The organism is Mesorhizobium album (genome assembly GCF_033977205.1).
Classification (GTDB): Bacteria; Pseudomonadota; Alphaproteobacteria; order Rhizobiales; family Rhizobiaceae; genus Mesorhizobium; species Mesorhizobium album.
Map to the genome: position 1 here is coordinate 41,160 of NZ_JAVIIW010000035.1, position 11,529 is coordinate 52,688.

The 11,529-nt window shown below is 63.7% G+C and carries 11 protein-coding genes; 4 read left to right on the top strand and 7 right to left on the bottom strand.

The genetic code is table 11. The features are described from left to right. Positions 1 to 19 precede the first annotated feature (19 nt). The 3 genes from RFN28_RS24965 to RFN28_RS24975 form a co-directional block, all read right to left on the bottom strand. Positions 20 to 1,030, bottom strand: coding sequence for a sterol desaturase family protein (locus RFN28_RS24965; RefSeq protein WP_320289840.1), 1,011 nt, complete (start codon positions 1,028 to 1,030; stop codon positions 20 to 22). 8 nt (positions 1,031 to 1,038) lie between these two features. Continuing rightward, complete coding sequence (locus tag RFN28_RS24970; RefSeq protein WP_320289841.1) at positions 1,039 to 1,830, bottom strand: 3-methyl-2-oxobutanoate hydroxymethyltransferase; 792 nt, start codon at positions 1,828 to 1,830, stop codon at positions 1,039 to 1,041. 281 nt (positions 1,831 to 2,111) lie between these two features. Further along, positions 2,112 to 3,116: a LacI family DNA-binding transcriptional regulator gene (locus RFN28_RS24975; RefSeq protein ID WP_320289862.1), complete on the bottom strand. Its 1,005-nt coding sequence runs from the start codon at positions 3,114 to 3,116 to the stop codon at positions 2,112 to 2,114. 225 nt (positions 3,117 to 3,341) lie between these two features. Between RFN28_RS24975 and RFN28_RS24980 the strand changes: the two genes are divergently transcribed. Then, positions 3,342 to 4,505, top strand: coding sequence for a putative hexosyltransferase (locus RFN28_RS24980; protein ID WP_320289842.1), 1,164 nt, complete (start codon positions 3,342 to 3,344; stop codon positions 4,503 to 4,505). Continuing rightward, complete coding sequence (locus RFN28_RS24985) at positions 4,492 to 5,118, top strand: hypothetical protein (RefSeq protein ID WP_320289843.1); 627 nt, start codon at positions 4,492 to 4,494, stop codon at positions 5,116 to 5,118. The genes RFN28_RS24980 and RFN28_RS24985 overlap by 14 nt, the downstream gene beginning before the upstream one ends. Before the next feature lie 114 nt (positions 5,119 to 5,232). On the opposite strand, the gene RFN28_RS24990 is transcribed toward RFN28_RS24985, so the two are convergent. The 3 genes from RFN28_RS24990 to RFN28_RS25000 are packed head-to-tail and all read right to left on the bottom strand — an operon-like array spanning position 5,233 to position 7,388. After that, positions 5,233 to 5,676, bottom strand: coding sequence for a GtrA family protein (locus tag RFN28_RS24990; protein ID WP_320289844.1), 444 nt, complete (start codon positions 5,674 to 5,676; stop codon positions 5,233 to 5,235). Next, positions 5,654 to 6,346 carry a class I SAM-dependent methyltransferase gene (locus tag RFN28_RS24995; protein WP_320289845.1) on the bottom strand — a complete coding sequence of 231 codons (693 nt, stop codon included), beginning with the start codon at positions 6,344 to 6,346 and terminating at the stop codon, positions 5,654 to 5,656. The genes RFN28_RS24990 and RFN28_RS24995 overlap by 23 nt, the downstream gene beginning before the upstream one ends. Continuing rightward, a complete protein-coding gene (locus RFN28_RS25000; RefSeq protein ID WP_320289846.1) occupies positions 6,321 to 7,388 on the bottom strand; it encodes a glycosyltransferase family 2 protein in 1,068 nt (355 codons plus the stop codon). Before RFN28_RS25000 ends, RFN28_RS24995 begins: the two co-directional genes overlap by 26 nt. 268 nt (positions 7,389 to 7,656) lie before the next feature. Between RFN28_RS25000 and RFN28_RS25005 the strand changes: the two genes are divergently transcribed. Both RFN28_RS25005 and RFN28_RS25010 read left to right on the top strand, forming a co-directional pair. Then, a complete protein-coding gene (locus RFN28_RS25005; protein WP_320289847.1) occupies positions 7,657 to 7,929 on the top strand; it encodes a hypothetical protein in 273 nt (90 codons plus the stop codon). Between the two features lie 579 nt (positions 7,930 to 8,508). Continuing rightward, positions 8,509 to 10,602: an alpha/beta fold hydrolase gene (locus tag RFN28_RS25010; protein WP_320289848.1), complete on the top strand. Its 2,094-nt coding sequence runs from the start codon at positions 8,509 to 8,511 to the stop codon at positions 10,600 to 10,602. 86 nt (positions 10,603 to 10,688) lie between these two features. On the opposite strand, the gene RFN28_RS25015 is transcribed toward RFN28_RS25010, so the two are convergent. Next, positions 10,689 to 11,519 (bottom strand): aldo/keto reductase, encoded by an 831-nt coding sequence (locus tag RFN28_RS25015; RefSeq protein WP_320289849.1) that lies wholly within the window; start codon positions 11,517 to 11,519, stop codon positions 10,689 to 10,691. Positions 11,520 to 11,529 lie beyond the last annotated feature (10 nt).

Sequence of the window (11,529 nt, forward strand, 5' to 3'; positions counted from 1 at the left end):
ATGGCTTTCTCCATCGACATCATTTCGCGGCGGCGGCGTTGGCGCGCGCCTTCTTCTTCTCGTAGCGAGCCTGCATGCGGGCCTCGCCCTCCTTGCTGCCGTCGTGGAAGGTGCCGAACCAGCGGTCGAAGGGGATCAGGCCGTCGCCGTAGTTCACCTCGAAATATTTGTGGTGCAGGTAGTGGATGTAGGCGTGGCTATCGACCGATGTGTCCTCGGTCAGCTCGATCTTGTCGAAGCCGACATGGCCGGGAATGGCGCCAAAACCGGCATAATGGAGCTGGTAGAGCGCCAGCAGCGGGTTCGACGGGATGATCAGGTGCCAGAAGGCGACGCCGAGATAGCCGAGCTGCTCGACGGGGTGCATCGACAGCGACGACCAGGGCGACGGGTTGACCGAATTGTGGTGCACCGAATGCACCCATTTGTAGAGCGGACCCCAATGGATCGTCCGGTGCAGCAGGAAGAAATGCGTCTCGTGGATGATCGGCACCACCAGCGCCAGGCAGAACAGATAGACCGGGTGCCCGGCGAAGCTCAGCCACGGCACGTAGCCATTGGCGTAGGCGTAAAGGATCGCCACCTCGATCGCCGTCCAGATCGGCATGCCGGTGCCGAAGGTGCGCAGCATGTTGTCGATGTTCTGGTTCTCGAAGAAGAAGGCCTTGCTCTTCTGCTCCGACGGCCATTTGCCGTTATATTTGAAACGGTTGCCCTGGGCTCTCAAAATGTAGAGTCGAAGCTCGAAGGCGCCGAAGAAGACGAGCAGCGCCGCGCAGTTGACGATGAAGAGGCGCAGGATCCAGCCGACGGAGAGCGTCTTCATCACTTCGACGTCGGGCAGGACATAGCGCCACCAGATAACCGACGTGACGGCGAAGAGCAGATTGTAGGGCAGAAAGTAATGCGGCAGCCATTTCAGCAGCGCCAGCGGGCGTGGCGGAAAGGCAAACAGCGGCGCGGTGCCGGCCGGTTCGTTCGGCGCCCAGTCGCCTCGCTTGTTGCGCGTGCCGTATTGCAGGTCGTCCATGGCTGGTCTCACAAGGATTGTGCGAGGGTGAGGAAGCGGTCGTAGGCGGCATCGTCCATGTCCACCTGGTGCTTCGCTTCGGGATAGCTGCCTGCGGCGACGTCGCGGCCGAAGGCGCGGAAGGCGGCAATGCGCTTTTCCTGCAGCTCGGCCTCCAGCGTGACGAAGTCGGCATAGCGCTTGGCGTGGCGCGGATAGTGGCCGGTGTGGGTACCGAGCACATCGCAGGAGAAGAGATACTGCGTGTCGCAGGCGCTGCCGCAGCCCATGCCCATGGTGATCAGCGGCGTCGAGCGGGTGATATGCTCGGCGAGCCTGACGGGCACCACCTCCACCTCGATGCAGGCCGCACCCGCATTCTCCAGGTCCTTCGCCGAGCGCAGCACCTTGAAGGCCTCTTCCGCCGTGCGGCCGACGGCGCGGAAATTCGTCCAGGTGGCCCGGTTCGGCACCAGGCCGACATGGCCGGTGACGGGAATGCCTTCGGCGGCCATGGCCTCGATGAAGCGCGGCGAATGCGACGAATAAACCGCATCGGCGCCGCGCTTCATCATGGCGAAGCCCAGCCGCACCGCCTCCTCGGGCGAAGCGACCGCGCCATGCGGCATGCCGACGGAGAGGAATGCGTGAGGTGCCGCCTGGCGAATGGCTTCGAGATTGTGGTCGGGCTCGCAGGAGAGGATGACGATGTCACAGGCGACCGCGGCCGCTGCCTCGGCCGGCGTGTCGACATGGAGCTGCAGCCACTTGCGGCTGCCTTTGGCGCTCTGCAGGTCGTAGGCCGTCAAGCGTCTTGCCACTGGTGATCCTCCGGTTGGCGGGTAGGACGATTGCGCTCGAAAGATCCCCCTCACCCGGATTGCCAACCGAATTGCTAAGGGCAATTCGGGGCAATCCGACCTCTCCCCGAGGGGAGAGGAGCCAAGCTGCGTCGGTGCCGGCCCTCTTCTCCCCTCGGGGAGAAGGTGGCCGCGCAGCGGCCGGATGAGGCGGAGAATTCTCGTGTCCGATCGTCTCCCGTTCACAGGCGAGTTAGCACCGCGATCGCCGCGAAAGCGCGCACTACCTTGATCAAATCAGATCAAAGGTTCTCGGCAGTGAAGGTGATGAAGCGGATCGGCGGGTTGTCGACCGGCAGGTCGTGCAGGTTGAGCGCAGCCAGCACCAGGTCGATGGCGCGGCGCGCCTGTGCTTCCGGCGCCTGGTCGAGCACGACATCCATCGTGCCTTCGCGCAAGGCCCTGGTGCTGCGCTCGGTCAACTCATGGCCGACGAAGAAGATCTCGCGGCCTCTGGCATGGCGGTGCAGCACCTCGTTCAGCGCGGTGTTGGCGCCGCCGGCATTGTAAAGCCCGGCAAGGTCCGGCCAGCGCTTCAGCGCCTCGTAAAGCTGCTCGGCGTTGCGGTCGCCATCGTCGAAGCCGAACAGCGCCGCGACCGACTCGAAATCGCTGCCCTCATCGATCAGGTAGTCGAAGAAGCCGCGCACACGGTCGCGATGCACGCGATAGATCTGGCTGTGGCAGATCGCGACCACCTTGCCTGGCCGCCTTTGCATGCGCGCCATCAACAGCCCCGCCATGCGGCCGGCGGCGTAGTTGTCGATGCCGACATAAGTGCTCTTGGTGCCGGAGATCTGGGTGACGATCTGCACCGTCGGAATGTTTTCGCCCTCGAGCTTTCGGATCGCGGCGCTCACCAGTGGATGATCGGGCGCGGCGAGGATAAGCGCGGCGCGCCTGAGGTCGGGTTCGAGAATGCGCCTGGCGATCGCCGCGGGATTAGCCTCGTCGAGGAAAGTACGGTGGACGGCAATGGTGCGGTCGAGCGTTGCGGCGATGCGCTCGAAGGCCCGTGACAGCCGAGCGAAGAAAGTCGAATCCGGCCTGACCAGAATCACCTCGATGCGGATGACGCCGCGATGCGCCTCAGGCAGCCGGCGCGGATAGTCGAGCGAGCGCGCCGCCGCCACCACCTTCTCGACAGTCTCGGGGCGCACCCCGCCCCGGCCGTTCAGCACGCGCTCGACGGTCGCCGTGCCGACGCCGGCGCGGCGGGCGATTTCGAGGAAGGTGGGCTTTGAAATGGGCGGGGCTCCTGCGACTGACAACGTTCGGAGCCTAGCGGTTCTCTTCTTGTCGGAGAAGGCGAGGACGCCGGCCGGCCTCGCCATGCCGATTTTAGATACTTGCAACGGAACTAAAATACCCGCCGCCGCTTTACCGGACGCCACGTTGGGCGGCCGATCTGCCAGGCAGCCGACCCGATGCGGCGGGGCGGCGCCATGCCGCCCGCACGGGTGGAGGCGGATTTGGCGCTTGAAGATGCGGCGCGGGCGAACAGCGGCATTCGCCTCATGGTCATCGCGGTGGTGGCGGTGCCGCTGCTCTTCGCCCTGAGCGGCCTCGCCATCCGCTACGCCGCATTTGTCTCGCTGTCGGCGGACCCGAGTCTTACGGCCTATGCCCGTGCGCTCTGCAGGTGGGATTGCAAATGGTATGTGGACCTTTCCGAGCAGGGTTATGAGCGCTTTCCCATCCCGAACCATAACAATATCGGACGCTGGGGATTCTTTCCGCTCTATCCAATGCTGGTGGCGGCGATCCGCTCGGTTCTCCCCTTCCCCACCATCGTGATCGCGACCATGGCATCGGTGGCATGCGGCTATGCCTCGTGCCTCGTGGCCTGGCCGCTGCTGGAGAAGAACGTGCGTGCCTATGTGCTCTATTGCGCTTTCCTGCTGAGCGGCCCGTTCTCGTTCTACTTCGCCACTTTCATGACCGAACCGCTCTTCGTGCTTGTGACGTCCTGCCTTTTCCTGGCGCTCAAACGCTCGAACTACCTTGCCGCTGGCCTGTCATGCGCGTTGCTGTCGGCAACGAGGCTCGTCGGTGTCCTTGCCGTCTTCGCGATCGTCATTCGCATGTTCGAAGAGCATCGCCAGATGGGCGGATCTGCCATCGCCTTTCCACGCTGGCTGCTGAGCCGCCCGGATCTCATCATCGCCATACTGATCTCGCCTGCCGGTTTGTTCGCCTATACGCTCTTCCTGCACGTCACGGTCGGGGACGGTTTTGCCTTCGCCCATGTCCAGCGCGCGTTCGGGCGCGTCGCGGGCAATCCGCTGCTGTTCGTCTGGGATGGCCTATCCTACCACCCGAACGCCAGCTGGCTGCCCACGGCGCCGCAATGGAGCGCAATGGCGGCGATTGCCGGACTGGCGCTTGCGGGCGTGCTCGCGGTCCGCAGGCAATATGGCGCGGCCCTCTTTTGCGCTTTGGCCCTCATCCTGCCCCTGACCACCAATCTCGCCTCGATGGTCAGGTATGTCGTCGGCCTTGCGCCGCTGACGATGTTGACGGCCTCTCTGCTGTCGACGTCGAGGCTGACCTTCGCGGCAGCCGTGATTGCCCTCCCCGTCGCCTGCTATTTCATGACCATCGCCTGGCTCGGAGACTACCTTGCTCTGGTCTGAGGCAACGCGCTCCGCCGGGCCCGCGGTCTTGCTGGCCGGCTACGGGCTGGCGGCCGCTTTCGCCGCGGCCGAACTCGCCATCCTCGCGCTTGCCCTCAATCCAAACGTCAACGACGACTACCGCGCCTATTACATCGACAAGACCACGACTTGCCTCAACCGCGATACCGTCGGGCGCTATACGCCCGGCCGCACAGTGTCGTTCCGATCGAACAGCGCCAGGGAGGCAATCCCCATGATGGTCTGCGGCTGGGACGGCCCGGTCGCCGACGGCACCCATTCGCTGGGCGAGACGTCGCGGCTTCGCCTCTCGCTGCCGTCGCTGCCCGGCGATGTTCTCCTGGCCACGCTAGAGATGGCCGCCGTCATCCGCCCGCCGCAGCTCTCGCAACTCGTTGTCATCTCTGCGAACGGCGTCCGGCTGCACCAGGCGATGCTGTCCGGTCCCGCGCCGACGACCGTGACCTTTGCCATTCCGCGGGCGGCCGTGCCCGATACCGGGATACTGGAGATGGAATTCGACTATCCCGACGGCATCGCGCAGAGCCCCGCGGCAAGCAAGATCTACAACCGCTCCATCAAGCTGCTCTCGTTCCGGCTGGATGCGCTTTAAAAGCATGTCTCCCGAAAGTGGGAACCGGGTTCGGGATAAGGACATGCGTAAAATCAAAAACCTAAAGCGAATGGAGCGAATCTGAAAGATCGCGACGCGCTTTAGGCCCTGGCCTCACGCGGAGGTTTCGTCCCGCCCGCCGCGCCTCGCGAACACCCAGCGGTCGAGCATCAGAAAATTGAGCGCCGGAATGACCAAGCAGGTGAGCAGGACGGGAACGAAGAGCGGCAGGCCAAACGTCTGCGTCAGCAGCGACGGCGCCGCGTAGGCGACCGCAAGGCCGATCGCTGTCAGCAGCAGGAAACGCGGCGCTTCCGTCCGGTGCGAGCCGGCCGACATGAAGGTGAAGAATTTGTGAGCCAGATAGGAAAACACGGCGGCCGCGGCGTAGGCCGCGAGCGAGGCCTGCACGGGCGCAAGGCCGATCCGTTCCGATCCGGCAAAGACGGCGACCAGGGCGGCGTAGAGGATCGTCGCGACGATGCCGACCGAGCCGAAGCGCGCCAGGAGCTTCAGGCTGGCGCCGAAACGATGCTCAGGCACGCGCGACACAGGCATATTGCGCTCCGAGCGGCAGGCGCGCGAGTGCGCGCTCCAGCTTCCTGGCAAGATGCCCCGCCGACGGCAGAAGCAGAAAATGCTCGCAGCGTATGTCGCTAAAGCCTGCTTGCTCGAAAAGCGACGCCGCCTTGCCGGCGCCGAGCAGGACAGCGTCGTTGTCGAACGGGCACCTCAACACCGCCATGCGGGTCAACGGATTGTAGGGGTTGTGCTCGATGATGCAGGCGAGCCCGCCTTGCCGCAGGACGCGCCGCATCTCGCCGAAGAAGCCGGGCCACGACGCAGGCGGCACGTGGTGGACGACGCAACTGGCGAAGGCCAGGTCGAACACGCCGTCGTCATAGGGCAGGTGCGAGCAGGTGCACGCCGTGTAGGCGACATGCGCATTCTCCCGGCCGGCGCGCGCGAGCGATTCCTTCGACACGTCGCAGCCGTCGAGGCGATCGAAAGCATCCTCGAGATAGGGATGAAGCGAACCGACGCCGCAGCCGACATCGAGCGCGCGCAGGTTTGCCCGGCCCTGGCGAAGGCGCTGCTCGTGCGCCAGGCGCCGCAAAAGCTCGGCCTTGGCGAGCAGGAAGAAATCGTGCTGAAGCCCGGAAAACCGGATCGATCCCTCAACCAACTCGCCGTAATTGGATTTATAACTGTCGAAGCGTTCGGACATCCGCCGTAACCCCGTTGCCGGACTTGCGGAATGATTGGCGCTTCTCGCGGGAGGCGACGCGCGTCGGCCGGTCGAAGCCGCTCAGCCTGTCGATGACGTAGAGTGGACGCCGTTTCACTTCGGCATGGATGCTGCCGACATAAAGCCCGACCACACCGGTCATGAAGAGATTGATGCCGATAAGCAGCGACACGATCACCACCGTGGACGTCCAGCCGGCAATCACCCCGGTTTCGAATATCCAGGCGAGGATCGCGTAGGCGCCAAACACCACGGCGAGAGCGGAAACCGCCAATCCCGTCCAGAGCGCCAGCCGCAACGGCTGCTCCGAGAAGCCGATGATGCCGTGAACCGCAAGATTCAGCATCTTCCAGAACGGATATTTGGTCTCGCCCAGGGTGCGCGCCGGGCGCTCGAACGGCACCGCCGCCTGCTTGAAGCCCATCCAGCCGAACATGCCCCTGACGAAGCGGTCGTGCTCCGGCATGCGCTTGAACGTCTCCAGCGCCTTGCGGCCGACCAGGCGGAAATCGCCGACATCGCGCGGGATGTCGACCGGCGTCATCTTCTCCAGCAAGCGATAGAAGACGCTGGCGGTGAAGCGCTTGAACCAGGATTCGCCCTCGCGCCTGACACGCCTTGCATAGACGATTTCGAAGCCCTCCTTCCACTTCGCCACCAGCTCGAGAACGACTTCGGGCGGGTCCTGCAGGTCGGCATCCATGACGATGACCGCCTCCCCGGCAGCCGCTTCCATGCCGGCAGTGATGGCGATCTGGTGTCCGAAGTTGCGGGAAAGCTCGATCAGCCGGAAGTTTGGTTCAGCGGCGAGCATGCGGCGCAGATACCTCACGCTTTTATCGCTGCTTCCGTCGTCGACGAAGATGACTTCGGTCTCTCCGTCCAGCCGGGCGACCAGCGCGCTGATCCGCTCGACCAGCCGAGGCAATACTTCTTCCTCATTGTATATCGGCAGCACCAATGAGTAGCGTGGGGATGGCACGTTTGCCCGCGTCCGGATGCCGTGGACAGAGTTTCGCATGCCGTTGAAAATGGAAGACCCGCCACAAAGTTCCATCAGAGATTGCTAATTTTAGAAATATTTTCCTACCGGCGTGCCGAAGGCGTCGCCTGGCCGCCTATCCGCCTTCTCGCCCCTGCGGGGAGGTCAGCCGTTCCGCCCTTGCCATCTAATATATTAGAAAATACTAATTGACATCCTGCCAGAAGCGGCGCTCATTCGACGCCGTCGGGATCGCAGCCATGGCGGGCGATTTCTACCCGCCGACGTCAACTCGGGAGGGTCTCAAATGCCAACAATCATCGGCCATCACGACATCAGCAAAGACGTGAACCACTGGCTCACATCGCCCAAACGCGAGGAGCTGTTCGGCCCGCTCGGGATCACCAATATCCGCACCTTCGTCGATCCGCAGAACCCGAAACGCGTGGCGGTGATGATGGACGTTCCGGACATGGACAAGCTCGCGGCCGTGATGCAGAGCAAGGCGGCCGCCGACGCGATGGCCTATGACGGCGTGGTACCGGAGTCGCTGGTGATCTTGGTGGAATCAAAGGGCTAAGCAGATTCCGGAAAAGTATCCCACGGTTTTCCGACAAGAATCTGCGACAAAACAAAAGGCCTAAGCAGAGCATTCGTTGGCTTGCCAAAGAATGTCTGCTTAGGCGAGCGCCCTCTCCTTCTCCCCGTTGGAGAAAGTCAGGCACGTCCCGAGTTCAACGGCGGCGCAGATGCACTTTCGACACGCCGGCGAGACAGTATTGATACAATCGGCGTTGCCAGTACGAGAAGCCGACGTACGTCTCCTCGCAGGTCCATGATGGGCATGGCCGTCAGCCGGTGAGCGCGCTGCCGCGCGAGATAGCGCGCCAGGGCGATGTCGTGGCGCAGCGGAACGGGTCCTTCGTTCCGGTGGCACAAGCAAGCATCTTCATCAAGGCGAAACGGCCAGTCGGTTGGGCTTAGGGGCAGCATGGGATTCTCCCGCATTTCACGTCGGCAACTGTCAGGCATCGCCGTGATGAGGCTGAAGAAGGCGGCGTGATCAAATCGTGAAAAAGACCGCGCCGGAGAGATCGCAGTTGAATTAGCGACAGCTAAGCGAAAGAATTGCGCAGAACCGTGGCTGAGGCGGAGTCCGATGACGGGGCCGCATCTTCATCTGCTGGGTGGCTTCGACTTTGCCGGCGCAGGGGCCGCGGTTCCTGCGTTCAGCCGCAAGGCCCGCGCGATGGTGGCCTACCTTGCCTTGCAGGCCGGGCATTCCCAGTCGCGCGAGAAGCTCGCTGCGCTACTCTGGAGCCTCAATGGCGACACCCAGGCCCGAATGAGCCTCCGGCAAGCCGTATCGGCCGTCAGGAAGGCGATGCAGAAGTCCGGCGGCGGACGCTTTTTGACCGAAGGGACTAGCATTGCCCTTCATCTGGACGATTTCGATTTCGACGTCGCCCGGTTCGAGGCGCTGGCGAAGAGTTCCTCGCCCGAGGATCTGGAGCAGGCGCTTGTCCTCTATCGCGGCGACCTGCTCGACGGGCTCGGCCTCAAAGAGGAGCCGTTCGAGGACTGGCTTCGGGTCGAGCGCGAGCGGCTGAGGATGATCGCGGTCGCGACACTGGACAGGCTGGTCGCGCATTATAGCGCATCGAACGATCCTGCATACTGCGTGCGCACGGCAGCGCGACTGCTCGCCATGGAACCCCTGCGAGAAGACATCCACCGCGCCTTGATGCGGGCCTACGCCGCGCAGGGCCGCATCAACCTCGCACTGAAGCAATATGAGCTTTGCCGAGACGCGTTGCAGCGCGATCTGCGGCTGACGCCGGAACCGGAAACACGGGAACTGTACGAGGACTTGCGGGCGCGCCGCGGCGCATCGCCTTCCAGGTTTCCGCATCCGGCATCGGCCTCCGGTTCCGACCCCGCACGGCCGCCGACCCATTATGTCAAATCGGCAGGAATCAACATCGCCTATCAGGTGAGCGGCGATGGGCCGATCGACCTCGTCTATGTGCCGGGTTGGGTCTCCAATCTGGACCTCGCCTGGGACTCGCCGCGCTTCGCGCATGTACTCAGACGGCTTGGCACCTTCTCGCGCCTGATCCGCATCGACAAGCGCGGCACCGGTTTGTCCGACCGCAATGTAGGCCTGCCGACGCTGGAGGAGCGCATGGAAGATGTGCGAGCCGTGCTGGATGCGGTCGGCTCAAAGCGGACCGTGCTGTTCGGCAGTTCGGAAGGCGGCCCGATGTGCATGCTCTTTGCCGCCACCTATCCCGAGCGCACGGCCGCGCTGGTGCTCACCGGAGCCTATGCCAGGGGTGGCTGGGCGAAGGATTACCCCTGGGCGAGAACGGTCGAGCAGGTGCAGCAGGATGTGGACGCCGTCGAGAGCCAGTGGGGCAAGCCAGCCGACATGCGCAACGCCGCGCCCAGCCTGATCGAAAACATGGTCGAGCGGGAGTGGTTCGCCGCCTATCTCAGAAATTCAGCCTCGCCCGCCGATGCGATCGCGCTCTGGCGCTGGGGCACCGAGATCGACGTTCGCGATATTCTGCCTGCCATCCATGTTCCGACGCTGATCGTGCAGAGAACAAATGATCGCTGGGTAAGGCCGGAAGAAGGACGCTATCTGGCAACGCATATCGACGGCGCCAGATATGTCGAGCTCGCCGGCAGGGATCACGTGATCTGGGGCGAGGACTGCGACCGGCTGGTCGACGAGATCCGGAGCTTCGTTACCGGCGCCTTGCCCCCGACACTTGGTCAGCGCTTGCTCCTCTCGGTTCTGGCAATCGAGATCGAGGCTGCCAACGAAAGGGCGGTCGGCCAATGCGCGGAAGCGATCCGGGACGAGTTGCTGCTATTCGACGGCAAAGAGATCAGGAACTCGGTCAACAAGGTGCTTGCTGTCTTCCATCGACCGACGCGGGCCATCCAATGCGCGGTCGCCATTCGCGAGCGCCTCAAACCTTTGGCTGCCGATATCCGCTCGTCGATCCATATCGGCGAGTGCGAGTCGCGCGGCGAGGACTTCAGCGGAGTCGCCATCGAGGTCACGTCGCGGTCTCTGGACCATGCCCGGCCCGGCGAGATCATCGCGTCGCGGACGGTGCGCGACCTGATCGTCGGCTCCGGCCTGGCTTTCGAGGAGCAAGGCGAGGTTGAGGCCAACGGCTTGGCTGGTGCGCTTCAGCTTTTTTCAGTGAAGGCGACGCCCGCAAGCGCCGACGTGTAACGACCTGAGACGCTGGCGGGACAGCACCCCCCTCTGCCCTGCCGGGCATCTCCCCCGCAAGGGGGGAGATTGGCTGTTTCAACGCCTTAGAACAGAAACGCCGCCGTCGCCGGATCGGGTCCGGTGCGGCCGTCGGCGGAATCCATGCCGCGGATGGTCTCCATATCGCCCGCATCCAGCTCGAAGTCGAAGACGTAGAAATTGGCGGCGATGCGGTCCTGGTGGATCGATTTCGGGATGACGACCAGCTCTTGCTGCAGGTGCCAGCGGATGATGACCTGCGCCACCGACTTGCCGTGCTTTTTCGCGATCCCCTCAAGCGTCGGGTCGGCGAGCAGCCGGCCGCTGCCCAGCGGGCTCCAGCTTTCGATATGAATGTCGTGCCTCTTGTGGAATTCTCTGCTGTCGCGCTGCTGAAAGCGCGGATGCAGCTCGATCTGGTTGACGGCGGGGATGACGCCCGTTTCGCCGATGATGCGCTCCAGATGGTCCTGGTTGAAGTTCGAGACGCCGACCGACTTGATGCGGCCGGCTTGCTTGAGCTCGACCAGCGTCTTCCAGGCCTCGACATATTTGTTCTGGCTGGGCACCGGCCAGTGGATGAGGAAGAGGTCGATCTCATCGATGCCGAGCTTTCGCATCGTGTCGTCGAAGGAGCGGAGCGCCGCATCGCGCTGGTGTCCGCCGTTGCGCAGCTTCGAGGTGATGAACAGCTCGCCTCGCGGCACGCCGGCGGCGCGGATCGCCTCGCCCACGCCTTCCTCGTTGCGGTAGCCCTCGGCGGTGTCGATGAGCCGGTAGCCGGCCTCTATCCCCCAGCGCACCACCTTGGCGGTGATGTCGGGATCGACCTGCCATACGCCAAGACCGATCTGGGGGATTGACGAACCGTCGTTCAATGTCAGCCGTTCAGGCATGTGTCGTTCC

Bases quoted from the DNA above. Each gene is read 5' to 3' on its own strand.
- RFN28_RS25000 (WP_320289846.1), bottom strand. From the start codon at position 7,388: ATGCGAAACTCTGTCCACGGCATCCGGACGCGGGCAAACGTGCCATCC.
- RFN28_RS24965 (WP_320289840.1), bottom strand. From the start codon at position 1,030: ATGGACGACCTGCAATACGGCACGCGCAACAAGCGAGGCGACTGGGCG.
- RFN28_RS25015 (WP_320289849.1), bottom strand. From the start codon at position 11,519: ATGCCTGAACGGCTGACATTGAACGACGGTTCGTCAATCCCCCAGATC.
- RFN28_RS24995 (WP_320289845.1), bottom strand. From the start codon at position 6,346: ATGTCCGAACGCTTCGACAGTTATAAATCCAATTACGGCGAGTTGGTT.
- RFN28_RS25005 (WP_320289847.1), top strand. From the start codon at position 7,657: ATGCCAACAATCATCGGCCATCACGACATCAGCAAAGACGTGAACCAC.
- RFN28_RS25010 (WP_320289848.1), top strand. From the start codon at position 8,509: ATGACGGGGCCGCATCTTCATCTGCTGGGTGGCTTCGACTTTGCCGGC.
- RFN28_RS24990 (WP_320289844.1), bottom strand. From the start codon at position 5,676: ATGCCTGTGTCGCGCGTGCCTGAGCATCGTTTCGGCGCCAGCCTGAAG.